The sequence below is a fragment of the Corallococcus sp. AB032C genome (assembly GCF_003668935.1).
GTDB lineage: Bacteria > Myxococcota > Myxococcia > Myxococcales > Myxococcaceae > Corallococcus > Corallococcus exiguus.
Window position 1 is genome coordinate 12,153 of record NZ_RAWP01000022.1, and the last position, 24,501, is coordinate 36,653.

Below are 24,501 nucleotides of genomic sequence, written 5' to 3' on the forward strand. Positions count from 1 at the left end.
GCAAAACCGGCCAGCACAGCTCCCGGCTGGAAAACTCCTGCCGCAAAGACACATAACCTGCAGGGAGTCTCTAGTCTTGCCTGTGAGGCATCGGCAGTTGCTAAATTATCAAGTCGCCGGCCGGAGAGCGGAATCACTCCAGTTTAATGCCGAGTTCGGCGATGTATTTGTTTTGATTGAAGGCAAACCCAGCCGCTGTTATTCGGGCGTCGCTGAACTCTATCGCCCTGTCTTGGCGTTCGAAGCTGCGCCAGAGTCGACCATAGACCAGCCCGTCGTCGTGGAGGTAGTCGTCGAGTTCGGCAGGGGAGAATGAGTCGTTATTCCACATTTTTATTGGGTAATGTTCACCATTCCTGTTCCAGGCAGTGCCTGTGCCTTGGGTGATGATGTTCACCAGTTCGTGCAGGTGTCTAATTGGATAGCGATCAATGGATGAGCCGGAAAAAAGCCTGTTGCTCAAGACTATGGCTGGTTTGATTGTCTTGACGTTCTTTAGATCGAGCTTCGATTTTTGCGAGAAATGATTGATGAATCCAGGATCGATCCAAAGGCTCAGGAATCTGTCGATTTGGAGTTTTGCTTTCTGGATGTGCCCGTAAGTGGTCTGCTGCTCGTTAGTGCTGGCGGGCAGAAGCGTATTCTTGCATTCGAATATGTATAGCGTGTCGCCAAATATCGCCAGGGCGTCGATGTCCCCCTTTTTGCTGTTGTGGTTGTATTTGACCCCTGTTGCTACGAGAGGAGTCCTCAGCTTTAGCGCCTCCGCTAGCTTGGTCGAAACAGGATCGTGAGTCCCGTCGCTGTTGAGGCGCTTCTCCTCTGTTATCAGTGCGTTACGAAATAGGTTCGAATTTGCGTGGGCTGCAAGTGGAATGGCTAGGATGTCGTCGATTAGGATGAATGGGCGATATTGTATGTCTGGGTGGTGTTTGTTGTTTTTGGGATCCCATTTGAATATTTGCACGTATGAGCTTGCCTTTTGACGGTCAAGCCCGAAGGCGCTCAGGAGGCCGATGATGCCTTCGGTGGATACTCCGATTAACATTGAGTTCCAAAAGGCAATTGGATCCTTGTGCTCCAGTTCTAAGATGCGCGGAAGTCTTGCGAGAAATATAAATCGGAAGATTCTGGAAATAATGAGAATGTCGAAAAGGGCTAGGTCCTCAGTGATCTTGAATGTCTTTAGCTCGTCTGGATTCGAATTTAGTTCGTAATATGCATTATCAAGAGCTCTGATCTCTTCCTGGAATAGCTTTTCGCTAAGGAGGATTTCTTGTCCTAGGATTTTGACGTGTGGTTCAGGTAGTGCGACGCGAAGTTGTGGGAGCCTACCTTCTGTGAGGAAGACACATTGGTTGCCAAATTTCTTGAACCACAGTTCGCATGCTTGTGTGAAAGAAGCTGCTTCGTGGTCCTTGTTCTCCCCGGCTGATGCCGACATCCATTGGTTCTTGATGAAGCCGAGAGTGAGAGACATGCCCATGCGATCTGTGGGGGGGGCGATGGTGTACTCGCCGTTTCCTGTTTTTCTGAATTTGTAGTTAAGTCGAAATACTTGGGCCTCCATTTCCTGAAGTTCATGGAGCCGATAGGCAATTAGTAGTGCAGTTTCGAATCGCTCTGGGTTGTCGTCTTTCCTGGTGAAGGCACTAAAGAATTTAGCGCTCAGAGGGGTTTCTTTGTTGAGTATGCTAATGGCAAAAGAAGCGGCTGAGGCGCTGTCTTCGATGGAGAGGCCAGCGGTGGAGCGGTCGTGTTGGGTTTGTGGCCAACGAGCGGCATCTTTGATTCCGCAAAACTGCTGCTCAACAAGCGCCAGGAGGGAAATTGCCGAATGCTTCGATTTTCTGAGCGCTAGCGCGAGAGCGAATCGCTCTTCTGTTGTTTTTGAGACCGCCTCAACGTATGTTGCGAGCGATTCTAGTTTTTCGCCAAGGTCGTCTTTTTTGAATTGTTCTTTGTATGTTTTTAGGGTGCGCCGGAGAAGTGAGGCGGCACTTGAGAGTTTGTGTGGTGGGATTTTCGATGGTCGCAGTATGTCTATGAAGGATGCTTGGTTCAGTGTTTGTTCTTTTGAGATTCGGATTGACAGTAATAGCCAGTTGTGCGCCTTTCCTTTTCGTCCGGCGCTGATGTGTTTGCCGATCTCGTTCTTGATGTGTGCGAATGCCGCTTCGTCAAGCTCTCCGGGGGGGGCTACGAGGGCTCCATTGGTCCAATCTCCATTGCCCAATGTGGAGGTGAGTTTTAGTAATTCTTCGATGGAGTACATGATGGTGTTGCTCATCTCGTTTGTAGTGAGGTGTGGTTGTTGGAGTGGTGGATGCTAGTCGCTTCAGGTTGGGATGGGGCGCGGTTTGTGTTCTCGGTGGGGGAGCTTTACGAGAGGCATGTGGCGACTTTCCTGCTCGCAGGGAGGCTGCATGTCCTCGTTTAGTTTTCAACTAGGAGCGCCCCAAAGGTCGAAGGCCCACTACTCCAGTTAGTGGGCGCGCGACCACTTTGGCTTCGTTCGACTCGTCTGCGCCCTGCTCTGGTGCCGAAGGTTGGTCCAAGCAGAGGCAGACCTATCAAGCAGAGGCAGACCTATATCGAGGAGATCAGCTAGTTACCGGCGCTGCCTTCCACCGGCGGGGTGCCCGTGGTGGGGCTGACGGGGCTGCCCATCTCCTTGTTCTTGTCCCAGGCCGGCGGCGTCACTTCCATCTTCGCCCCCTTGTTGCCCGGGGTGCCGGCGTTCGGGGTGCCCGGCTTCGCCGAGGACGAGTGATCGCTGGTGCTGTTGCTCCCCTGCTCGGTGGAGCCGGAGCCACCCACGCCCTCGTCGACGCGGTCCGGGTCCACGACGCTGTCGTCATCCGGGGCCAGGACGCCCGACGAGCCCGAGCCGCCCGTGGCCTTGTCCCAGCGCTCCGCGCTGTCCTGGGGCGCGTCCGTGGACGGCTCCTGCATGGGCGGCGCCTCGTGGTCGGTGTGGCTCTGCGCGAACGCCTGACCGGAGAAGGCGAGTGTTGCCAGTGCTGCCATCAGGGGGAGCTTCATGGGTGGCGCTCCTTCGAAGAACGTGTGTGCTTCGAAGGTGGCGACCGTCGGGTGGGAAACAAGCGCTTGACGCACACCCGACCCCCAGCCGCGTCCCCGCTCGCCGGGCGAGCAGGCGCCCGTCAGCCCGCCAGTGCTCGCGGAGGCACCGTCCCCACGGCCCAGGCGGTGAGCTTGCGCAGGAGCTCCGCGCGGTCCTCCGGCACGGAGAAGAGGTGGTCCGCGCGCGGGTAGAAGGCGTACGTGACGCGGCCCTCCAGCTTCAGCGGCGAGAGCATCTCGTAGAACTGGCCCTCGTGGTTGAAGGACAGCCCCATGCCACCGGAGAACACGAAGCAGAGGCTGACGCCGCGCTCCATGAGCTGCTTGTAGTCCTGCGTCAGCTGCGAGCGCTCCGGGTACTCGCGCGTGTAGACCTCGTCGGCCTCGCCGGCCTCTCGCAGCTGGGCGGGCAGCTTGCGCTTGCGCAGGAAGCGCGTCCACCGGCGGGGGCTCAGGTAGCGCAGGTGGAAGCGCAGGTGGTAGCCCAGCGTGCGGTACGTGTAGCCGTCGATGAAGGCCGCGCCCACCACTCGCGGATCCGCCACCGTCACCGCGTGCGCGCTGTCCACGCCGGAGCACAGGCCCATCAGCACGAAGCGCTTCTGGCCCTTCTTCTGCTCCAGGTAGTCGAGCGCCGCGCACGTCTCCTCGCGGGCGCGCTGGAACTCGTCGGCGCCGCCCTCGCGGCGGGGGCGGCTGTCTCCCAGTCCGGACTGGTCGAAGCGCAGCGTGGTGAAGCCGCGCCCCGCCAACTGGCGCGCCAGCTCCACCCACACCCGGTACGGGCCCACGTGGTGGTTGAGGCCCACGTTGGACAGCACCACCACGGGCGCTTCCGGCAGGACCTTCGCCGGGTCCGGTTCCGTGAGGATGCCCACGAGGCTCTGCTCGGGGCCGAAGGTACAGATTCGCTCGCGCATCACGCGGCCTCCTTCAGCAGCGTGGTGATGGTCTGCAGGATGCGGTTGGACAAGAGCGCGGACTCCTGGCCGCCCGCGCCCTCCTCGGGCACCAGGTGGTGCTGGAAGGGCAGGCCCGTCCTCTCCAGGTGCTCCTGGAGCCGCTGGTACTCGGGCTTCTGCGCGCTGGCCACCAGGTGCGTGCGCGTTGACGGCCACGCGGGCAGCGCGGCCAGGTCCAGCGAGAGGATGTCGTCGCGCAGGGCGCGGGGGAACGGGAAGCCGAGCAGCTCCTCGCGCACGTCCAGCGGGCTCTCAGGCCGGGGGAAGAGCGTGCGGGTGTCCCGGCGCGCCTGGAGCAACTCCAGCTCCCGGAGCCAGGCCTCGCCCTCCACCAGGGGCTCCCAGAGCACGAGCGCGGCGGTGGACAGTCCGTCCAATGCGGCGCGCACCGCGAGCGCCGCGCCCAGCCGCAAGCCCACGAGCGCCACGCGCTGCACGCCCGTCACGTCCTGCAACTCATTGACGGCGTTGCGGATGTCCTGGACCCACGTGGCCACCCGGCCCTCGTGGACCTCGCCGGCCGAGTCCCCCGTTCCGTAGTAGTCGAAGCGGAAGACGTGGAAGCCCTCGCGCGCGAGCATCCCGGCCAGCTTCCGGAAGGCCCAGTGCGTCAACATGTACTCCTGCGCGGCGGGGTAGCAGAGCACCACCCCGGTGGAGCGCTCGGCGCCCTGCGCGGGGTGGTGCATGCCAAAGAGCTGTCGTTCGGAGGTGCCGAAGAAACAGGGCGTCACGGTCTGACCATTCTCCTCAAAGGGCCGCTCAGTCCGAGCGTCCCGGCAGTTTCCCCTTCAGCTTATTGAACAAGCGTTGCGCCAGGGGAACAGAAGTCTCCGGAGTGGCAGTCTTTGGCGGCATGACGGGCTGCGTCCTGACGGCGGGCGTGGGAGCCGCCGCCGCGGGCGCCAGCTGCGAGGCCACCTGCTCCAGCGTGTTGAGCAGGAGCGTGCGCGGGTGCAGCTCCTGGTTCAGCTCCTTCTTGACGCGCATCACCACCTGGAAGGACAGGAGCGAGTGCCCGCCGATGTTGAAGAAGTTGTCGTGCACGCCCACCTGCGCGATGCCGAGCACCTCCCGCCAGATGCGCGCCAGGTGCTGCTCCGTCGGCGTGCGCGGCGCGACGAAGGCGTCCTCGACGGGACGCGTGGTACCCGCCGGAGGCGGCAGGGCCTTGCGGTCCACCTTGCCGTTCGGCGTGAGCGGCAGCGCCTCCATCTCCACGAAGTGCTGCGGCACCATGTACTGCGGCAGCTGCGAGCGCAGGTGCTTGCGCAGCTCCGTGTCCGTGTAGGCCTGTCCCGGCTTCGTCACCAGGTACGCGACGAGGCGGCGGTCACCGGGACGGTCCTCACGGACGAGGGCCACGGCCTGGGCCAGGGACGGGTGCGAGGCGAGCGCCGCCTCGACTTCGCCCAGCTCGATGCGGAAGCCGCGCAGCTTCACCTGCGAGTCATTGCGGCCCAGGTACTCGACGGTGCCGTCGGCCAGCCAGCGGGCCAAATCGCCCGTGCGGTACATGCGCTCGCCGGAGCGGAAGGGGTTGGGCAGGAAGCGCTCCTGCGTCAACTCGGGCCGGTGGAGGTAGCCGAGCGTCACGCCGTCGCCGCCGATGTACAGCTCGCCCGCGACGCCCACCGGCACGGGGGCCAGGTGAGGGTCGAGGAGGTAGAGCTGGGTGTTGGCGATGGGGCGGCCGATGCGGATGGAGGAGAGGGGAGGCTGCACGCGCCAGGTGGTGGACCAGACGGTGGTCTCCGTGGGGCCGTACATGTTCCACAGGCTTCCGACGCGGGCGAGGAGCGACTCGGCCAGCTCGCGGGGAAGGGCCTCGCCACCGACGAGGGCCTTGAAGCCGGGGCGCGGCTGCCAGCCGGCCTCCAGCAGGAGGCGCCAGGTGGAGGGCGTGGCCTGCATGACGGTGACGGCGTTGGACTCCAGCGCGGCCTTGAGGAGCGCACCGTCGGAGGCGGTGTCACGCGAGGCGAGCACCACCTGCGCACCTGTGGTGAGGGGCAGCAGCAGCTCCAGCACGGCGATGTCGAAGGAGAGCGTGGTGACGGCCAGCAGCACGTCCTGGGCAGAGAGGCTGGGGGCCTCCTGCATGGTGCCCAGGAAGTTCACCACCGCGCGGTGCGGGACGCGCACGCCCTTGGGCTTGCCCGTCGAACCCGACGTGTAGATGACGTACGCCACGGCTTCGGGCGTGACGGCGGAAACCTCGGGGGCCGTGTCCGCCTGCGACGTGGTGTCCTCGACGAAGAGGGACTTCGCCGTGGTGGAGGGCAGGGTGCTATGGAGCGCGCGCTGGGTGAGCACGAGCGAGAGCTGCGCGTCCTCGACCATGAAGGCCAGACGCTCGGGCGGGAAGCCGGGGTCGAGCGGGACGTAGCCCGCGCCCGCTTCGAGGATGCCCAGCAGGCCCACCACCATGTCCGGGCCGCGCTCGGTGAAGAGGCCGACGAGGCTCCCGGCGGTGACGCCCTCCTGCTTCAGCGCGTTCGCCACCTGGTGGCTGCGCTGGATCAGCTGCTGGTACGTGAGCGTCACGGCGCCGGAGCGCAGCGCCACCGCGTCGGGCGTGGCCCGGGCCTGGGCGGCCACGAGCGTGTGGACGAAGGCCTGACGGTCGAACGGCTTCTCCGTGGCGTTCCAGTCCACCAGCACGCGCTGCTTCTCCGCTTCGGGAAGCAGCGGCATGCGCGACACCGGCACCTCCGCGTCGGACACCGCGGCGCGCAGCAGCGTGCGGATCTGCTCGAGCATGCGGACGACGGTGTCCCGCTCGAACAGGTCGGTGTTGTAGTCCATGCCGCCGACGATGCCGTTCGCCGTCTCCTTCACCCAGAAGCTCAGGTCCAGCGGCGTCGCGTGCGCGTGCACGTGCACCTGGCCGTAGGTGAGGTCACCCAGGCTGGAGCCGCGGTTGCGCACGTCCTGGAAGGTGAAGAACGTCTGGAACAGCGGCGTGCGGCTCAGGTCGCGCTGCACACCCAGCTGCTGCATCAGCAGCTCGATGGGCATGTCCTGGTGGCCGAAGGCCTCCATGCACGTGGTGCGCACGCGCTCCAGCAGCTGCCGGAACGTCTGCTCCGGCGCCAGCTGCGTGCGCAGGACGAGCGTGTTGACGAAGAAGCCCAGCAGGTCCTCGACCTCTGGATGCGAGCGGCCCCGGATGGGCGTGCCCACGACCAGGTCCTCCTGGCCGCTGTAGCGGTGCAGCAGCGTCTTGAACGCCGTGAGCAGCACCATGTACAGCGTCGCGTTGGACTCGCGGCCCAGCTTCGTGAGGGCGGCCACCTCCGCGCCGGTGAGGACGAAGGGCTCCGTGCCGCCCTTGAGGCTCATCTGCGCGGGGCGCGGCTTGTCCGTGGGCAGCTCCAGCGCGGGCAGGCTCCCGGAGAGCTTCCCCTTCCAGTAGCGCGCCTGCCGCTCCAGCTCCTCGCCCTGGAGCCAGTGGCGGTGCCACTCGGTGAAGTCCGCGTACTGGATGGGCAGGGTGGGGAGCTTGGGCTCCTGGCCCTGGGTGAGCGCGGAGTAGATGATGTCCAGCTCGCGCAGGAACACATCGAACGACCACCCATCCCAGATGAGGTGATGGGGCATGAAGAAGAGGACGTGCTCGTTGGCGCCCAGCCGGAACAGCGTCAGCCGGAACAGTGGCGCGGCGGTGATGGGGATGGACTCGTCCGCCATCGCCTGGAGGCGGCGCAGCAGGTCCTCCTCGCGCGTGTGCGCGGGGACGGGCTCCAGGTCCACCGGCTCCAGCTCCACCGTCAGGGACGGGGCCACGTGCTGCACCGGCGTGCCTTCGTCCCACCGAACGAAGGTGCGCAGGGACGACTGGCGCTCCATCAGCTTGTTGAAGCTGAAGCGCAGCGCGCCCACGTCCAGCGCGCCGTGGAGGCGGAACGCGGAGGGCAGGTTGTAGACGGCCGTGCCCGGGTTGAGCTGCTCCAGGAACCACAGCCGTTGCTGCATGAGGGACAGCGGCGCGGGCGCGGTGCCGGCGCGGGCGGAGATGCGCTGCGCGGGGCTGGTGGCTCCGTCGTCGCCGCGCACCAGCCGGGCCAGCTTCTCCACGGTGGGCGCTTCGAACATTCGGCGCAGCGTGAGGCTGACGTCCAGGTCACGGCTCGCGCGCGTGAGGGCCTGCGACGCCAGCAGCGAGTGGCCACCCAGACGGAAGAAGTCCGCCGTGACGCTCACCCGGCGCAGCCCCAGCACGTCCGCGAAGATGGCCGCGAGCTTCTGCTCCGTCTCATCGCGAGGCGCGACGAACGCGTCCTCCTGCGACTCCACCTGCGGCGAAGGCAGGGCCTTGCGGTCCACCTTGCCGTTCGGCGTGAGCGGCAGCGCGGGCAGGGCCACGAAGTGCTGCGGCACCATGTACTCCGGCAGCCCCTGCTTGAGGTGCGCGCGCAGGGCTTCGTCCGCCGGAATCGTCTGGCCGGGCCGCGCGATGAGGTACGCGACGAGGCGGCGGTCACCGGGGCGGTCCTCGCGAACGAGGGCCACGGCCTGGGCCAGGGACGGATGCGAGGCGAGGGCCGCCTCGACTTCGCCCAGCTCGATGCGGAAGCCGCGCAGCTTCACCTGCGAGTCATTGCGGCCCAGGTACTCGACGGTGCCGTCGGCCAGCCAGCGGGCCAGGTCGCCGGTGCGGTACATGCGCTCGCCGGAGCGGAAGGGGTTGGGCAGGAAGCGCTCCTGCGTCAACTCGGGCCGGTGGAGGTAGCCGAGCGTCACGCCGTCGCCGCCGATGTACAGCTCGCCCGCGACGCCCACCGGCACGGGGGCCAGGTGAGGGTCGAGGAGGTAGAGCTGGGTGTTGGCGATGGGGCGGCCGATGCGGATGGAGGAGAGGGGAGGCTGCACGCGCCAGGTGGTGGACCAGACGGTGGTCTCCGTGGGGCCGTACATGTTCCAGAGGCTGCCGACGCGGGCGAGCAGCGCTTCGGCCAACTCGCGGGGAAGGGCCTCGCCACCGACGAGGGCCTTGAAGCCGGGGCGCGGCTGCCAGCCGGCCTCCAGCAGGAGGCGCCAGGTGGAGGGCGTGGCCTGCATGACGGTGACGGCGTTGGACTCCAGCGCGGCCTTGAGGAGCGCGCCGTCGGAAGCCGTGTCACGCGAGGCGAGCACCACCTGGGCGCCAGTGGTGAGGGGCAGCAGCAGCTCCAGCACGGCGATGTCGAAGGAGAGCGTGGTGACGGCCAGCAGCACGTCCTGGGCACAGAGGCTGGGGGCCTCCTGCATGGTGCCCAGGAAGTTCACCACCGCGCGGTGCGGGACGCGCACGCCCTTGGGCTTGCCCGTCGAACCCGACGTGTAGATGACGTACGCCACGGCCTCCGGCGAGACGTCCTGCGCCGGGAGCGCGGACTCGGGCTGCGAGGCCGTGTCCTCGATGAGCAGGGGCTTCACGCTCGTGGACGGCAGGGACGCCACCAGGGCCTGCTGCGTGAGGATGGTGGAGAGCTTCGCGTCCTCGACCATGAAGGCCAGACGCTCCGGCGGGAAGCCGGGGTCGAGCGGGACGTAACCCGCACCCGCTTCGAGGATGCCCAACAGGCCCACGACCATGTCCGCGCCGCGATTCGTGAAGAGGCCGACGAGGCTCCCGGCCGCGACGCCCTCCTGCTTCAGCGCGTTCGCCACCTGATGGGCGCGCTGGATCAGCTGCTGGTACGTGAGCGTCACTTCTCCCACGCGCAGGGCCATCGCGTCCGGCGTGGCCTGGGCCTGGGCGGCCACGAGCGTGTGGACGAAGGCCTGACGGTCGAACGGCTTCTCCGTGGCGTTCCAGTCCACCAGCACACGCTGCTTCTCGGCGGCGGGCAAGAGCGGCAGGCGCGAAACGGGCGATTCCGCGTCGGCGACCACGCCCCGCAGCAATTCTTCGTAACATGACATCCAGCGGCGAACCGTGGAGCCATCGAAGAGGTCGGTGTTGTACTGGCACTCCAGCACCACGCGGCCATGGGCCTCGGCCGCGTTGATGAAGAGGTCGAAGTTCTCGTAGTGGCGCGGGTTGCTCGCCAGGGTGCAGGTGAGGCCCTGGAACGCCAGCTGCTCGCCCGTGACGGCCTGGTCCACGTTGAACAGCACGTTGACCAGCGGCAGCCGGCTGGGGTCGCGCGGCAGCGCCAGCTGCTTGAGCAGCGTGCCGAACGTGTACTCCTGGTGCTCGTAGGCATCGAGCATCGTGGTGCGCAGCTGCTTGAGCACCTGCGTGAAGGGCGCCTCCGCGGCGACGTTGCTGCGCAGGGGCAGCGCGTTCACGCAGTGGCCCACCAGGTCCTTCAGGCCGGCCACGGACTGGCCCGCGGCGGGGATGGCCACCACCACGTCCTCCAGCCCCGTCAGCCGGTGCAGCAGCGCCTTGAAGCCCGCCAGCAGCGTGGTGAAGAAGCTGCCACCGTGGCGCGCGCCCACGCGCTTGATCTGCTCCACGAGCGCGGGCTCCAGAACGTAGTCCTCACGCCGGGAGCTGTACGTCTTGGACGGCGGACGGCGCCGGTCCAGCGGCAGCTCCAGCACCGGCAGCGAACCGGAGAACTGCTTCAGCCAATAGCGCTCGTGCTCGGCGTACTCCGGCGTCGTGGCCAGCTGGGCCTGCGCGCGCGCGTAGTCGCTGAACGTGGGCGCGGGCGACAGCGTGTGCGGGGTGCTCCGCGCGTGCGCCGAATAGAATGTCGCCAGGTCGCGCAGCATCACCGCCATGGACCAGCCGTCGCACACGATGTGGTGCGCGGTCAGCGTCAGCAGGTGCTCTTCCGCGGACAGCCGGGTCAGGCGCGGACGCAGCAGCGGCCCGGACTCCAGGGGCAGCGGCGTCTCCACCTCCTGGGCCACGAGCTCACGGACGCGGGCGTCGCGCTCGGAGGGCGGCAGCGCGTCCAGCGCGAGCAGCTCCAGCGGGAAGGGCGTGGTGGCGGCCACGCACAGCGTGAGGCCATCCGCGCTGAACGTGGTGCGCAGCGCTTCGTGCCGCTCGCTCAGGTCCTGGAGCGCGGCGCGCAGGCACTCGACGTTCAGCGGGCCGTGCAGCCGCACGGACATGGACTCGTTGAAGGCGCACGACGCGTCCGGGCCCATCTGCACGCCGGTCCACACCTCGCGCTGGGGCTCGGTGGACGTCGCGGTGAGCAGCAGCGCGGGCCCTGCGAACGGGTCGAAGTCCTCGGGCAGGTCCTGAATCGGGGTCGCGGGGGTCTTCATCGGGTCTCGCTCAGCTTGACGAACTTGCCGGGCACCGTGGGGTGCGGGACGAACCAGGCGGGGTTGCCCTGCGGATCACGCCCCAGGCGAGCGCCGGGGACGGGGGGCTGGTTGGAATCGAAGGCGGCGGGGGCCTGCGTCTGGGCGCGGGCCGTGCCGGGCAGGAAGCCCGCGTCCTGCAGCTCCGTGACGCTGTCCTGGAACGCGGTGATGAGGCGCTGCAGGTCCGCGTCCGAGTGCGCCGTGGTGAAGAAGCACGGGAAGCCATCCCAGATGTGGATGCCCTTGTCGCGCAGCAGGCAGAACAGCAGGTCCGCGTTCGCGGCGTCCGCCGTGACGAACGTCTTCCACAGCGATCCGAAGTGCTTGATGCGCAGCGGGGCGCCCACCTCGTCGAAGAACGCGTTGAGCGTGGTGGCGAGCGTGTCCGCCTTGGCGCTCACGCTGCGCTGAAGCTCCGGGCCCGCGGCCTTCATGTGCTCCAGCGCGGCCTTCGCGGCGGCGAGCGCCAGCGGGTGACGCACGAACGTGCCGGCGAAGTACGTCACGCCCACCGTGGGCACGGAGTCGTCGCCGAACTGCCAGTGGCCGCCGTCCAGCGCGTCCATGAACGGGCGCTTGCCCGCGATGACGCCAATGGGCATGCCGCCGCCCACGACCTTGCCGTAGGTGGCCACGTCCGCCTGCACGCCGAAGAGGGACTGGGCGCCGCCCGGGTGCATGCGGAAGCCGGTGATGACCTCGTCGAAGATGTAGACGGAGCCGGACTTCTGGGTGAGGTCGCGCAGCTGGTGCAGGAACTCGCGCGGCTGGAAGTCCGGGCGGCGGCTCTGCACGGGCTCCACCATGATGGCGGCCAGCGAGTCCGCGCGGGAGCGCAGGATTTCGAGCGACTCCGGCGTGCCGTAGTCCAGCACCAGCACGTCCTGCACCGCGCCCGCCATGATGCCCGGAGCGGCCGGCACGGTGCGCAGGCTCTTGGTGCCGCGCACCAGCACCTCGTCGAAGATGCCGTGGTAGCTGCCGCTGAAGATGGCGATGGTGCTTCGGCCGGTGACGGTGCGGGCGATGCGCATCGCGCCCATCACCGCCTCGGAGCCGGTGTTGCAGAGCGCCGCGCGGTCCGCGCCGGTGAACTCACAGACGAGCTTCGCGACCTCGCCGGCCAGCGGGTGCATGGGCCCCAGCTCGTAGCCGTCGTCCACCTGCTTGTGCACGGCCTGGGTGATGAAGTCCGGCGCGTGGCCGAACAGCACGGACCCGAAGCCGTTGAGCGCGTCCAGGTACTCGTTGCCGTCCATGTCCCAGAGCTTGGAGCCCTTGGAGCGGTTCACGGCGAGCGGGTAGATGAGCTCCTTGAGCAGCGGGCGGAAGCCCGTCACCACGCGCGGATCCGACAGCTGGTTGCGGTTGTCCTGGGCGTAGCGCTTGGAGCCCTGCGTCTTCGCGTTGTAGCGGCGGGTGAAGTCCTCCAGGAACGTCTGCTGGCGGGGCGTGAGCGAGTCCTTCGGCGCCAGGCTGATGCGCGCGATGGCCCCGAAGGCCTTCTTCACGTCGTACTTCACCGGGCCCTTGAGGTCGGCCTCATCCGGCGCGGCGGCCGGAGCGGGAGCGGTGGGCTGGGCGGCCTGCGGCTGCGCGGCGGGGGCCTGCTCGGCCTGAGGCTGCGCGGCGGGAGCCTGGGCGAAGGACTGCGGGACCAGCGCCTGCGCGGGCTGACCGGACAGGAGCGCGAGCTGCTGGGTCATCAGCCAGAGCTGCTGCGCGACGAGCGCCTGGAGCGTCCCGGCGGGCGCGGCCATCGCCTGGGCCTGGAACGCGGCACCGGCGGAGGCGAACTGCGCAGGCGCGCCCTGCGCGGGGAAGGCACCGACAGCAGGCATGGCCTGCGCCGGGAACGCGGCGCCCGCGGAGGGGGCGGCCTGCGGCTGTCCGAGGATGTTCGCGGTCATCTGCGCGGCCGGGGCGGCGGCCACCGGCGCGGGCGCGGTCTCCTGCGGCATGCGGCCGTCGAGGTACGCGGCGAGCTGTCCCAGCGACGCGACCTCTTCCAGCAGCTGCCGGAACGTCACCTTCACGCCGAACTGCTTCTGCACCGCGAGCGCCGCCTGCGTGAGCACCAGCGAGTCGAGCCCCAGCTCCAGGAAGCTCGCGCCCGGATCCGCGTCGGCCAGTTCCAGGCCGCTCAGCTCCTCGAACAGGTTGCGCAGAGTGGGGACAAGACGCTCGGCACGGGGAACGGGGGCGGGACTCACGGCGACTCCGGTGGAGAGGGTGGGGGCGGGCACGGGCGCCCGCTCGAGGTCGATCCAGTGGCGCTGCCGCTGGAAGGGATACGTAGGAAGGGTGACGCGCTGGCGCTGCTCGTCGGCGTGGAAGGCCCGCCAGTCCAGGGCCACGCCCCGGCGCCAGAGCTGGCCCGCGGCGGTCAGGAGGGCGCTCCAGTCCGCGGCATCGCCGGTGGACTCGCCCAGGGACGCGAACACCCGCGAGCGCTGGTCGGCCGTGGCCTGCTGCCGCGCCAGCGTGGCGAGCGTCACGCGCGGGCCCACCTCCAACATCAGGTGGTCGCCCTTGTCCCAGAGCGTGCGCAGCGCGGGAGAGAAGCGGACCGTGTCGCGCAGGTGCCGCGCCCAGTACTCAGGGGACGTCGCCTCGGAGGACTTCAGCCACGTGCCCGTCGCGGTGGAGACGATGGGGATGCGCGGCTCGGACAGGCGCATGCCCTTCACCGTCTCCAGGAACGGCGCCACCGCGGCTTCCATCATCGGCGAGTGGAACGCGTGCGACGTCTGGAGCATCCGGCACGCGGTGCCCTCTGCCTCCAGCGCGGCCTGCAGTCGCTGCACGGCCTCCGTGGGGCCGGACACCACGCACAGGCGGGGCCCGTTGTCCGACGCGATGGCCAGCCCGTCCGTCAGCTTGGGAGCCACCGCTTCGGCGGACAGTCGCACCGACAGCATGCTGCCCGGTGCTTGCGCCTGCATGAGCTGGCCGCGCTTCGCCACCAGGTGCAGCGCGTCCTCCAGCGTGAAGACGCCCGCGAGGCACGCGGCGACGAACTCGCCCACGCTGTGGCCCACGAGCGCGCCCGGCCGCACGCCCCAGCTCCACCAGAGCTGCGCGAGCGCGTACTCCACCGTGAAGAGGGCCGCCTGCGCGAACGACGTCTGGCGCAGCGTCTCCGCGGCCTCGGGGGACTCCGGGTCCTTCGGGAAGAGCACCTCGCGCAGGTCGCGCCCGAGCAGCGGCTTGAGCACCTCCGCGCACGCATCCACCGTGGCGCGGAAGGCCGGCGCGTGGCGGTACAGCCCGTGCGCCATGTCCGGATGCTGCGAGCCCTGTCCCGGGAAGAGGAACGCGACGGGCGGCGTGGACTCCAGCGCGGAGGCCTCCGGTTCGGCCGCCGTCAGCGCCCGCACCGCTTCCTCATGGGTGCCCGCCACCACGGCGCGGCGGAACGGGAACGCCTTGCGGCCCGTGGCCAGCGTGTGCGCCACGTCCGCGAGCGAGTCCTCCGGATGCGCCTGGAGGTGCGCGGCCAGCCGTAGCGCCGCCTGCGTCACGGCCGCGGGCGTCTTCGCGGACAGAGTGAGGAGCTGGCGCGGCTTCGACGGGCCGGAGGCGGGACGCTCCGGGGCCTCCTCCACCACGACGTGCGCGTTGGTGCCGCCCACGCCGAACGAGCTCACCCCCGCGCGCAGGGGGCCGGTGCCCTCCGGCCACGCGGAGCGCTTCGCCTGCACGAAGAAGGGGCTGCGCGGGAAGTCGATTTTGGGGTTGGGCGTCTGGAAGTGCAGCGTCGGCGGCAGCTCGCGGTGCTTCAGCGAGAGCACCGTCTTCAAGAGGCCCGCCACGCCCGCCGCGGCGGTGAGGTGGCCGAAGTTGCTCTTCACCGAACCGATGGCGCAGAAGCCCGTGTCGGAAGTGTGCGCGCGGAACGCCTGCGACAGCGCCTCCACCTCGATGGGGTCGCCCAGCGGCGTCGCCGTGCCGTGCGCCTCCACGTAGCGGATGGTGCGCGGGTCGATGCCCGCGTTCGCGTGCGCCGTCGCGATGGCGGTGGCCTGTCCCTCCACGCCCGGCGCCGCGAAGCTCACCTTGGCCGCGCCGTCGTTGTTGATGCCCACGCCGCGCAGCACCGCGTGGATGATGTCGCCGTCCGCCTGCGCGTCCGACAGGCGCTTGAGCACCACCGCGCCCAGGCCGTCACTGAAGAGGGTGCCGGTGGCGTTCGCGTCGAAGGGGCGGCAGTGCCCGTCCTGGGAGAGCATGCCGCCCTCCTGGTACAGGTGGCCGGACTTCTGCGGCACCGTCACGGACGCGCCGCCCGCCAGCGCCACGTCGCACTGGTGCGTCTGGAGCGCCCAGAAGGCCTGCGCTACCGCGACGAGCGACGTGGAGCACGCGGTGTTGAGCGACAGCGCGGGCCCGCGCAGGTCCAGCTTGTGAGCGACGCGGGTCGCCACGTAGTCCTTCTCGTTGGCCACCATCGCCTGGAAGGCGCCCACCCGTCCCACGATGTCCTGCCGGGGCAGCACGTGCAGCGGCTGGTAGCTGTTGTTGTGCGTGCCCGCGAAGACGCCGATGAGGCCGGGGTACGTCTCCGGCACGCAGCCGGCGGACTCCAGCGCCTCCCACGCCGTCTCCAGGAACAGGCGCTGCTGCGGATCCATCACCTGCGCCTCCTTCGGCATGATGCCGAAGAAGGCCGCGTCGAACAGCTCCACGCCCTCCAGGGTGCCGCGCGCCCGCACGTACTCGGGGGCGTCGCGCTCGGCGGCGGGCAGGGACGGGTCCACCTCCTCGCGCGTGAAGGTGGCGACGGACTCCACGCCGCCCACCAGGTTCTTCCAGAACGTCTCGATGTCGGGCGCGCCCGGGAAGCGGCCCGCCATGCCGATGATGGCCACCGGCTCCGCGCCGCCCGCCGCCTGCTGACGCTTCGCCTGCCGCGCCTCCGCCAGCTGCTTGAGCGACGGACGCGACGCATCCCCCGTCAGCACCGCCGCCAGCTGCGCCACGGTGGGGGACTGGAACAGCTGGACGATGGGGATCTCCAGCCCATGCGCCTGCCGCAGCCGCGCCACGCACTGGATCGCGAGCAGCGAGTTGCCACCCAGCTCGAAGAAGCTGTCGTGCACGCCCACCCGGTCGATGCGCAAGAGCTGCGCCCACGCGTCCGCGAGCGTGCGCTCCAGCGGCGAGCGCGGCGCGACGAACGCCTGCTGCAGCTCCGGCCGCGTGGGCAGCGGGGCGGGCAGGGCGCGGCGATCAATCTTCCCGCTGGGCGTGCGCGGCAGGGCGTCCATCACCACGAACGCGGAGGGCACCATGTAGTCCGGCACCCGCGTGGACAGGTGGCGCCGCAGCGTCCCGGCCGCGTGCTCCAGCGTGCCGTCCGGGACGATGTAGGCCACCAGCCGCTTGTCGCCGGGCACGTCCTCGCGCGCCACCACCGCCACCTGCTTCACCGCCGGGTGGCTGCCCAGCGCGACTTCAATCTCGCCCAGCTCGATGCGGTAGCCGCGCACCTTCACCTGGCCGTCGATGCGGCCCAGGAACTCCACGTTGCCATCCGGCAGCACGCGCGCCAGGTCGCCCGTCTTGTAGGCGCGCTCGCCGGTGCCGGGCTTGAGCGGGTGCGGCACGAAGCGCTCCGCCGTCAGCGCCTCGCGGTGCAGGTAGCCCTTCGCCAGGCACACGCCCGCGAGGAACAGCTCGCCGGAATCGCCCTGCGGCACGGGCTTCTTCTGCTCGTCCAGCACCAGCAGCTCGCAGCCGTCCACCGCCATGCCGATGGGCGGTAGCGCGGGCCACGCGTCGGGCGAGCCCCGGAGCACGTAACTGGAGACGACGTGCGTCTCCGACGGGCCGTAGTGGTTGTGCAGCGCGCAGCCCGGCAGCGCGGCGAAGAACGCGCGCAGGTGGTGCGTCACCTGGAGCTGCTCGCCCGCGGTGACGACCTCGCGCAGGGCCGGCGGCACCTTCTGGTGCGAGGTGGCGATCTCCGCCAGGTTCTGCAGCGCGATGAAGGGCAGGAACAGCCGCTCCACGCGCTCGTCGGCCAACAGCTGCAACAGCAGCACGGCATCCAGCCGCAGCGCGTCCCGCACCAGCACCAGCGTTCCGCCGGAGCACCAGGTGCCAAACAGCTCCTGGAACGACACGTCGAAGGACAGCGGAGAGAACTGCAGCGTGCGAGTGCCCGGCCCCGCGATGGACTGGCCCAGCTGCCACGCGATGAGGTTGGCGAGCGGACGGTGTCCCATGGCCACGCCCTTGGGCGTGCCCGTGGAGCCGGACGTGTAGATGGCGTAGGCCAGCCCCTCCAGGCTCGACGCGTCCACCGGCGACGCCGGGGCCTCCGGAGCGAAGAGGGCAGGGGACTCATCCAGGCACAGCACCGGGCCCGCGAAGGCAGGCAGCCCCGCGCGCAGCCTCGCCTGGGTGAGCAGCACCGGCGCCTTCGCGTCCTCCAACATGAAAGCCAGACGTGGCGCGGGATAGGCCGGGTCCAATGGCAGATACGCGCCGCCTGCCTTCAGCACGGCAAGCACCGCCACCACCATCTCCACCGAGCGCTCCAGGCACACGCCGACGAGCACGTCCGTGGCGACACCCAGGCCCCGCAGGTGGTGCGCGAGCTGGTTGGAGCGACGGTCCAGCGCCGCGTACGTCAGCCCCGCGCCTTCGAACCGGACCGCCTCGGCGTCAGGCGTCCGGGACGCCTGCGCGGTGAAACGCGCCACCACTGTCTGCATGAGCGCTGCGTCCACGGACTTATCCCCCGGGTCCATCAGACCGTCAGGTACCGAGCGTTTGAGATTGAAGAGAATGGGAAAGACGGGCCAATCCGGGCACGCAGCATGCCATGCCTGGAAAGGAATGATCGCGTCTGGGCAGATTCCTTACATCCGGCCGACCCCTCGGCCGCTCCCCAACCGCCACATTCAGAGAAAGCGCGAGAAGAACGCCAGCACCCTGCGTGGATATTCTTCGGGGGAGGCCTGGAGGTAGCTTTCGTGCCCCGCTCCCGGCACGCGCCACTTCTCCCACGGGCCTTGACCCTGGCGAAGCAGGTTTTCCAGGGCTGCGTCCGGCACCCAGGGATCCGCCTCGCCCGCCACCAGCAGGACGGGGCGGCCCGCGAGCGCGGCCATGTCCCGCGCGGGTTGCACGGCGTTCACGTCCACGCCCGCGCGCTTCATCACCCCCAGCGCCGGCCACAGGCCCAGGGGACCCCAGTGTCCCAGCTCGTCCTGGAGCGCCTGCGCGGGCGCCACGGCCGCGGCCTCCACCACCACGGCCTTGAGGCGCGGATCCTCGGCCGCGGCTTTCAGCACCGAGTAGCCCCCCAGGGAGAACCCGAGCGCGCCGATGCGCTTCGCGTCCACCTCCGGCTGGAGCGCGGCGAAGTCCACCGCCGCCTGCACCTGGGTCGCCTCGCGGTCGCCATAGGTGGACACTGTTCCGCTGCTCTCGCCGTGCGCGCCCAGGTCGAAGAGCACCAGCCCGTACCCGGCCCGGGCCAGGAACCGCGCTTCGGGCAACAGCTGCGTGCGGTTGCCTGACAGCCCATGGACCAGGACGACGAGCGCCCCATCGCGCGGAGGCAGGTACCAGCCCTTGAGCTGGAGGCCGTCGCGGTCCTGGAACGCCACGTCGCGCAGGCCGGCGAACTCCGTTTCCTGTGGAGGGCTGCCCACCGGCTGCCGGGGCGGGCGCACCTCCTGGGAGATGTAGCGCGCGCTGCGCACCGCGACCCAGGCGGCCATCGCCAGCAGGGCCATGCCTCCCAGCAGAAGCCCGGCGACGAGCGGACGTTTCACGCGGACTCCCGGGCCACCCACGCGTCGACCTTCGCCTCCAGCACGTCCAGCGGCAGCGAGCCCGTCAGGAGCACCTCGTCGTGGAAGGACTTCACGTCGAAGCGCGTCCCCAGCGCGGCTTCCGCCTTGTCACGCAGCTCGCGGATGCGCAGCTGGCCGACCTTGTACGCCAGCGCCTGGCCGGGCCACGCGATGTAGCGGTCCACCTCGTTGGTGACGTCCAGTTCCTGGCGCGGCGCGTTCTCCATGAAGAAGTCCAGCGCCTGCTTCCGCGTCCACCGCTTCGCGTGCAGGCCGGTGTCCACCACCAGCCGCACCGCGCGCCACATCTCGTAGGCGAGCTGGCCGAACTTGTCGTGCGGGTCGTCGTACAGACCCAGCTCGTCGCCCAGGGACTCGCTGTACAACGCCCAGCCTTCATCGAAGGCCACGTAGGACGTGAAGCGGCGGAAGTCCGGCACGTCCGTCTGCTCGGAGGCCAGGGACACCTGGAAGTGGTGGCCGGGCACGGCCTCGTGCAGCGTCAGGGGCACCATCTCCCAGACGGGCCGCGTCTCCGGGCGGTAGAGGTTCACCTGGAAGGTGCCCGGGCGCGAGCCGTCCGCGGAGGCCGGGAAGTAGAAGCCCGTCGTCACGTCCGGGGCCATGGCCTCCGGGATGGGCTCGACGACGTAGGGCTTCTTCGGCATCGTCCGGAACAGCCGCGGGAGCAGCGGGTCGATGCGGCGGGCCAGCGTCCGGTAGCGCGCGAGCAGCGACTCGCCCGTGGGCTCGTAGAAGCGCGTCTCCGTGCGCAGCGTGTCGAAGAAGCCCTGGAGCGTGCCGGTGAAGCCCGTGCGCGCCATCACCGCGTCCATCTCCGCGCGCAGCCGCTGGACCTCCGTCAGGCCCACCGCGTGGATCTCCTCCGGCGTCATCCGCGTCGTCGTGTGCCGGCGCGCGAGCACCGTGTACAGCGCTTCACCGTCCGGGAACTGCCACACGCCCACCGTCTCCGGCGCGGCGGGCAGGTACTCCGTGGTGACGAAGTCCAGGGCGCGCTTCAGCGCGGGCACCACGGTGTTCGCGATGGCGTCGCGGCCCGCCTGCGAAAGCCGTCGCACGTCCTCCGGCGCGAAGTCCTTGGGCATGCGGGTGAAGGGACTGAAGAAGCCGCTCTGCGTGGCATCCTTCACCACCTGCCGCTCCAGCTGCGGCGGGATGCGCTGGAGCACGATGCGCGGGTGGATGCGGTGCTGGCGCATGCCCTCGCGCATCAGCGCCACCACCTGATCCGCGTAGGCGCCGAAGCCCTCCAGCCGCTTCACCCAGTCCTCGTAGTCCCGCACCGTCTCGAAGCGCAGGGTGTCCGCGAGCTGGTACGCCGTCTGGAGCCCCGGGGGTTGCTTGAGCCCCTCCGGCAGGCCTCCCATCTGGTTGAGGGGCAGGAGGTGACTCTTCACCCCGTACTCTTCCAGCCACGTCTCGTGCATCCGGCGGAAGAGGTCCAGGTGCAGCCGGTCCGCGTCGCTGTCCAGCGCGGCGCGGTCCACGTCCTGGAGCCTGCGCAGCACGGCGTGGCTGTGCTGGTGATCCGCATCCAGCGCCGTGAGGCTCAGGTCATCCCATCGGTCATTCCAGCGCCGGTCCCCCAGGAGCGACGCGTAGGTGGGGTACTGCTGGAGCGAGTACTGCCACTCCGCTTCCAGCAGGGTGTGCAGCGAAGCGGACGCGGCGCCGCGCTGGGGGACGGACTCGGATGACATGGACGGACTCCGGCGTGGAAACCGCGGCTAGACGAACAGAGAAGGATCGAACTCGTCCACGTTGACCGGCAGCAGCCGGGGCAGGGGGCGCTGGAACACGCGGGCGTTGAGCTCCAGGTCGACGACCTTCAGGCCCATCGGGGTGAGCTCGCGGAATTTCTGGCTCACGTACTCGCGCAGGCCCAGCACGGCGACCTGCCGCTTCTCTTCGAGCAGGGGCTTGAGCGCCTCCGCGAAGTCCGCGCCGTCGTGGCTGGCCAGGCCGACCGCCGCCTGCGGACGCTGGGTGCGGATGTTCTCCAGGAGCTTGAGGATGCCCAGGTCCACGACCTTCTGATCCGGACGGCCGTGCAGCAGCGCCACCTCACAGCCCGCGGACTTCAGCGCGCGCACGAAGCCAATCATCGCGTCCGGAAGCTGCTCGCCCCGCGAGTTGAGCACCACCACGCAGCGCACCGGCTTGGGGAAATACGTGTCGCAGAAGGCGACGAGCCGGTCGAACTGCACCCGGTCCTGCGGCTCGGGCTTGCGCCCGACGATGTTGGAGACGGCCCAATCGACGTTCTCGGCGTCGATGAGGACGTAGGATGCGGCGGCGGGGCGGACGGATTGCATGGCGGGCACAATACGCGGGCTGCCGGCCGTTGGGGGTTTTCATCGACCCAGGCGAATTCGTTGGAACTCCTCGCGCAACAGCTCTGACACACGCCGCACCCGGGGAATATCCAGCGCGGATTTCGCGCACACCAGGTGGGTCTGGCTCCGGGAGAAGGGCCCCAGGTCCACCTCCAGAGGGACGAGGCGCGAGGGGCGGGTGAAGCGGTGCGCCATGCGCGCCATCACCATCGCGCCCAGGCCCGCCTCCGCCGCCGCGACCAGCACCAGGTAGTTGTCCGCCGTGAATGACGGACTGAAGCCGGGGATCATCGACTCCAGTTGGGGGTTGGGCGGGACTGCTTCGAAGGGGGGAGCCCAGGCCACCCAGGGCAGCTGCTGGAGCGATAGCTTCTTCGGCAGCCGGGCCTTCAGGGCCTTGGACACGAAGACGGCGTTGGGGACCTCCAGCGTGTCCACGAGCTTCAGGTCCGCGCTGGTGGGAGGCCGTCCGCGCAGCGCGAGGTCCGCCTCACCGCGCCCCAGGTCCAGGTATTGAATCTGGGATTGCACCTCCAGGCGCAGGCCCGGGTGCTTCTGGGAGACGAAGGCGGCGAAGGGGGCCAGGAAGTCGAAGCTCATGTAGGGCGTGGCCGTCACGCGCACGATGCCCCGGGGCGAGCTGTCCGCGGACTCCGCCGCGCGGTGCAGCTCACCGGCCCACTCCGCCATCTTCTTCGCGGGCACGAGCAGCCGCTCACCCGCGGCCGTGAGCGCCGCGCCATCCACGCTCCGGCGGAACAGCGCCGAGCCCACCGCGTACTCCAGCGCGGCCAGCCGCCGGCTCACCGTGGGTTGTCCGATGCGCAGCCGCCGCGCGGCCCCGCTGAAGCTGCCCGTCTCCGCGATGGCGAGGAACAGCCGGGCGTCATCCCAGGAGATATCCATGAATGGATGGCATCATGCCGTTTTCGCGGATTCCCATCCATGAGCGCATCGCGCATCGTGCCGCCTGTCCCGAACGCCCGGTGCCTCGCGCCGGAAGGAAGAAGGAGTCCGTCATGAAGTCCTCCCTGCTCGCGCTCTGCCTCTGTGTCGCTGGGTTCGCCACCGGCTGCGCCACGTCCTCGCACGGCGTCCAGAAGTCCGCGCTCGGCGTGACGCGGCCGGCGGACGCGCTGCTCGCGGAGCTGGACGTGCCCGGTCCGGTGGAACTGGAGACCGTCACCTCGTGCGACTGGTCCGTGAATCGCAGCGGCCTCATCAACCTGGACCACCCGACGGCGAAGGCGGCGCACCTGGAGGACGGGGACGAACCCGTGCAGGTCTTCTTCCACGCGCTGCGCCACCCCACGAAGGGGATGTTCATCGTGGACACCGGTGTGGAGACGGCGCTGCGGGACGCGCCGGACCGCGCGGCGCTGGGCGGCATCGTCACGAGCGCGATGCACATGGAGAAGATGACGGTGCTGGCGCCGCTGGGCGAGTGGCTGGCGAAGCAGCCCCAGCCGCTCTCCGGCGTCTTCCTCACGCACCTGCACCCGGATCACATCAGCGGCATGGCGGACGCGCCGGCGGGGACGCCCGTATACACCGGCCCGGGCGAGGCGGGCCTCCGCGCCTTCCGGAACCTGGTGGTGCAGGGCGCCACGGACCGCGCGCTGGAGGGCAAGCCGGCGCTGTCGGAGTGGAACTACACGGCCGACCCGAAGGGCCTCTTCGACGGCGCGGTGGACGTCTTCGGGGACGGCTCCGTGTGGGCGCTCTGGGTGCCGGGGCACACGCCGGGCAGTACCGCGTACCTCGTGCGCTCCACGAAGGGGCCGGTGCTGCTGTTGGGCGACGCCAGCCACACGCGCTGGGGCTGGGAGCACGACGTGGAGCCGGGCTCCTTCACGGATGACGGGCCCCGGGGCGTGGAGAGCTTCAAGAAGCTGCGCGCGTTCGTCGCGGCGCACCCGGCGGTGGAGGTGCGCTTCGGCCACCAGCACTGAGGCGTTCTGCTCCCCGGAACGCACGGCGGTAGGCGAGGGGGCTGGTGGTGACGAAGCGCTGGAAGTGTTCGCGGAAAGAGGTGGGCGAGCCGAAGCCCACTTCTTCCGCGACGGCCTCCACGGACTGCTCGGTGGTCTCCAGCAGGTACTGGGCGCGGCGCACGCGGGCGTGGAGGAGCCACTGGAGCGGGGTGGTGCCGGTCTGCTCCCGGAAGCGGCGGCTCAGGGTGCGCTCGCTCATCGCCGCCTTCCGGGCGAGGACTGGGAGCGTCAGCGGCCGGTCCAGGTGGTCCTCCATCCAGTGCAGGAGTGGCTCCAGCGACGCGCCTTCGGGGGCGGGAGGCACGTGGGTGATGAACTGGGACTGGCCGCCGTCGCGCTCCAGTGGCATCACGGCCAGCCTCGCCGCGTCCGCCGCGACCGCGGAGCCATGGTCGCGCCGCACCATGTGCAGGCAGAGGTCCAGCCCCGCCGCAGCGCCCGCGGAGGTGAGGAACTGGCCGTTGTCGACGTAGAGGACGTTCGGATCCACCTGGATGGACGGGAAGCGCCGGGCCAGCTCCTCCGTGGCCATCCAGTGCGTGGTCGCGCGCAGCCCGTCGAGCAGCCCTGTCGCGGCCAGGAGGAACGCGCCCGAGCAGATGGACGCGATGCGCGTGCCCCGGCCCGCGGCCGCGCGGAGCACCTTCACGAGCCTGGGAGATACGGGCCCGGAGACGTCCGTGATGCCGGGCAGGATGATGGTGTCCGCGCGAGCCAGTGCGCCCAATCCATAATGGGTCTTCACCCGGAACGCGCCCGCGTGGACTTCCGGCGTCAGCCCGCAGACGCGGACCTGATAGCCGGGGCCGCCGAAGGGCAGCCGGACGTGGCGGAAGACCTCGGTGGGAATCGAGAGATCGAAGGGCACCACTCCGTCCAGCGCGACGATTGCCACGGTGTGCATGTCGGGACGATGCCAGGGCCGGTGGGTTCCCGCCAAGGTAAGTCGTGGCGGGAAGTCGTCGAAAGATGGCGTTTCCGCCACTCACGGCAGAAGAGGAGCCCGTGTCATACGGACGGGGCTTCG

At 69.0% G+C, this 24,501-nt stretch carries 12 protein-coding genes; 1 reads left to right on the forward strand and 11 read right to left on the reverse strand.

The window, feature by feature from the left end; genetic code table 11:
- Positions 1-133: 133 nt before the first annotated feature.
- From D7X99_RS42305 to D7X99_RS12525, 10 genes are all read right to left on the reverse strand, one after another.
- Positions 134-2,275 carry a hypothetical protein gene (locus tag D7X99_RS42305; protein WP_147476139.1) on the reverse strand — a complete coding sequence of 714 codons (2,142 nt, stop codon included), beginning with the start codon at positions 2,273-2,275 and terminating at the stop codon, positions 134-136.
- A gap of 332 nt (positions 2,276-2,607) precedes the next feature.
- Positions 2,608-3,045 (reverse strand): hypothetical protein, encoded by a 438-nt coding sequence (locus D7X99_RS12485; protein WP_121777998.1) that lies wholly within the window; start codon positions 3,043-3,045, stop codon positions 2,608-2,610.
- A 122-nt stretch (positions 3,046-3,167) separates the two neighbouring features.
- Positions 3,168-4,007, reverse strand: a complete 840-nt coding sequence (locus D7X99_RS12490) for an alpha/beta fold hydrolase (RefSeq protein WP_120595094.1) — start codon at positions 4,005-4,007, stop codon at positions 3,168-3,170.
- The gene (locus D7X99_RS12495; RefSeq protein ID WP_121777999.1) at positions 4,007-4,783 is read right to left on the reverse strand and encodes an alpha/beta fold hydrolase; all 777 of its coding nucleotides are present in this window, start codon (positions 4,781-4,783) and stop codon (positions 4,007-4,009) included. Before D7X99_RS12495 ends, D7X99_RS12490 begins: the two co-directional genes overlap by 1 nt.
- A gap of 28 nt (positions 4,784-4,811) precedes the next feature.
- The gene (locus tag D7X99_RS12500; protein WP_121778000.1) at positions 4,812-11,267 is read right to left on the reverse strand and encodes a non-ribosomal peptide synthetase; all 6,456 of its coding nucleotides are present in this window, start codon (positions 11,265-11,267) and stop codon (positions 4,812-4,814) included.
- A complete protein-coding gene (locus D7X99_RS12505; RefSeq protein ID WP_199756337.1) occupies positions 11,264-18,046 on the reverse strand; it encodes a polyketide synthase in 6,783 nt (2,260 codons plus the stop codon). The genes D7X99_RS12500 and D7X99_RS12505 overlap by 4 nt, the downstream gene beginning before the upstream one ends.
- 174 nt (positions 18,047-18,220) lie before the next feature.
- Entirely contained in the window at positions 18,221-19,099 is an 879-nt protein-coding gene (locus tag D7X99_RS12510; RefSeq protein ID WP_147476140.1) for an alpha/beta hydrolase, read from the reverse strand.
- Entirely contained in the window at positions 19,096-20,844 is a 1,749-nt protein-coding gene (locus tag D7X99_RS12515) for a DUF885 family protein (protein WP_121778003.1), read from the reverse strand. Before D7X99_RS12515 ends, D7X99_RS12510 begins: the two co-directional genes overlap by 4 nt.
- 27 nt (positions 20,845-20,871) lie before the next feature.
- Positions 20,872-21,459, reverse strand: coding sequence for an NYN domain-containing protein (locus D7X99_RS12520; RefSeq protein WP_120547129.1), 588 nt, complete (start codon positions 21,457-21,459; stop codon positions 20,872-20,874).
- A 39-nt stretch (positions 21,460-21,498) separates the two neighbouring features.
- Positions 21,499-22,386, reverse strand: coding sequence for a LysR family transcriptional regulator (locus D7X99_RS12525; RefSeq protein ID WP_121778004.1), 888 nt, complete (start codon positions 22,384-22,386; stop codon positions 21,499-21,501).
- Between the two features lie 113 nt (positions 22,387-22,499).
- On the opposite strand from D7X99_RS12525, the gene D7X99_RS12530 reads away from it, so the two are divergent.
- Entirely contained in the window at positions 22,500-23,432 is a 933-nt protein-coding gene (locus D7X99_RS12530) for an MBL fold metallo-hydrolase (RefSeq protein ID WP_121778048.1), read from the forward strand.
- Here the strand turns inward: D7X99_RS12530 and D7X99_RS12535 are convergent.
- Positions 23,365-24,378 (reverse strand): GlxA family transcriptional regulator, encoded by a 1,014-nt coding sequence (locus D7X99_RS12535; RefSeq protein ID WP_121778005.1) that lies wholly within the window; start codon positions 24,376-24,378, stop codon positions 23,365-23,367. The two genes, D7X99_RS12530 and D7X99_RS12535, sit on opposite strands and share 68 nt — an antisense overlap.
- Positions 24,379-24,501 lie beyond the last annotated feature (123 nt).

Excerpts from the sequence above, each read along its gene's own strand:
- D7X99_RS42305 (WP_147476139.1), bottom strand. The coding sequence starts at position 2,275 with ATGTACTCCATCGAAGAATTACTAAAACTCACCTCCACATTGGGCAAT.
- D7X99_RS12485 (WP_121777998.1), bottom strand. The coding sequence starts at position 3,045 with ATGAAGCTCCCCCTGATGGCAGCACTGGCAACACTCGCCTTCTCCGGT.
- D7X99_RS12490 (WP_120595094.1), bottom strand. The coding sequence starts at position 4,007 with ATGCGCGAGCGAATCTGTACCTTCGGCCCCGAGCAGAGCCTCGTGGGC.
- D7X99_RS12500 (WP_121778000.1), bottom strand. The coding sequence starts at position 11,267 with ATGAAGACCCCCGCGACCCCGATTCAGGACCTGCCCGAGGACTTCGAC.
- D7X99_RS12515 (WP_121778003.1), bottom strand. The coding sequence starts at position 20,844 with ATGTCATCCGAGTCCGTCCCCCAGCGCGGCGCCGCGTCCGCTTCGCTG.
- D7X99_RS12520 (WP_120547129.1), bottom strand. The coding sequence starts at position 21,459 with ATGCAATCCGTCCGCCCCGCCGCCGCATCCTACGTCCTCATCGACGCC.
- D7X99_RS12525 (WP_121778004.1), bottom strand. The coding sequence starts at position 22,386 with ATGGATATCTCCTGGGATGACGCCCGGCTGTTCCTCGCCATCGCGGAG.
- D7X99_RS12530 (WP_121778048.1), top strand. The coding sequence starts at position 22,500 with ATGAAGTCCTCCCTGCTCGCGCTCTGCCTCTGTGTCGCTGGGTTCGCC.
- D7X99_RS12535 (WP_121778005.1), bottom strand. The coding sequence starts at position 24,378 with ATGCACACCGTGGCAATCGTCGCGCTGGACGGAGTGGTGCCCTTCGAT.